The organism is Neoalteromonas flava (assembly GCF_002807685.1).
Lineage (GTDB): Bacteria > Pseudomonadota > Gammaproteobacteria > Enterobacterales > Alteromonadaceae > Alteromonas_E > Alteromonas_E flava.
On sequence record NZ_PEAX01000026.1, the window covers coordinates 1 to 940 of the forward strand.

General features: G+C 40.7%; 2 protein-coding genes. Both read right to left on the reverse strand.

Annotated features, from left to right (window positions below):
• Positions 1 to 20 precede the first annotated feature (20 nt).
• Positions 21 to 272 carry a hypothetical protein gene (locus tag CSH92_RS16975; RefSeq protein ID WP_100658842.1) on the reverse strand — a complete coding sequence of 84 codons (252 nt, stop codon included), beginning with the start codon at positions 270 to 272 and terminating at the stop codon, positions 21 to 23.
• Between the two features lie 121 nt (positions 273 to 393).
• Entirely contained in the window at positions 394 to 795 is a 402-nt protein-coding gene (locus tag CSH92_RS16980) for a hypothetical protein (protein ID WP_100658843.1), read from the reverse strand.
• Positions 796 to 940: the final 145 nt, after the last annotated feature.

Here is a 940-nt window from a genome sequence, read left to right on the forward strand (position 1 = left end):
AGCGAGTTTTAATGCGATTGTTAGGTGCCTTGGCTACCACGAAGAAATCCTTTTTTTAATGGCGGGAAAATGAAAAACCATGCTACTACGATAAGCGCACATGACTTTACTGTAAATAATAACCAAAACCTAAAAGGATCAGAGTCTAAGAAAGCTTCAGATTTACCTGAAATGACTCCGCTTTCAATCGCTCCTAGCAAATCCATAGCTAAATAAACGCCTAAAAATAGACATATGATTCTGAGGGGCAGGGTTATTAGGGCTTTTTCCATAAATAAAACACTAGGCTCCTAACGCCCCGCATAAAGGGCAGCTAGCTGTGGGCTAAAATCGCGTGAAGCGCGAGCCCACAGGTAGATGTCCGCGCGAGCGTAGCGAGTTTTGATGCGATTGTTAGCTACCATGTTGATGTAGCCCTGCTAATTTATCTAGTTTATCCAGTAAAGGTTTTTTACCACCAAAAATGGCTTGAGTTTGAGAACACGACTGAATTATTGGCGTTTTACCAACATTCCCAAATATCAGATATTTATAGCCAACAGCAGCTGGGGATGCACATGAACTTTCACTATTGTCTGAAATGAGAATATCAGTATCTCGAACGCCCTTATACTCTTTTACAATGGATAAGTAATTTATGACTTCGGTATCCCCATTTAACTTAGCAGACTGGATTAGGCCAATATACACATAGTCCGCACTCTTGAACGATTCTTCAATGGTTGGAGTTGCGCATGTGCAGGCAAAACCCTGCTGGGCAAAAAACAGAGCTATGACAATAAAAATATATTTCAATTTACCTCCGGGTAGCTAACGAATGATATGGACTCCCCACCCTTAATCGGCATCGATGTGCCATAGTGAAATTGCGAGATTTCAAAATATAAGCGGAGAGTCCATATGTCTATTAAAGTCCTTGGCATTGATTTAGCCAAATATA

Bases quoted from the DNA above. Each gene is read 5' to 3' on its own strand.
- CSH92_RS16975 (WP_100658842.1), bottom strand. From the start codon at position 272: ATGGAAAAAGCCCTAATAACCCTGCCCCTCAGAATCATATGTCTATTT.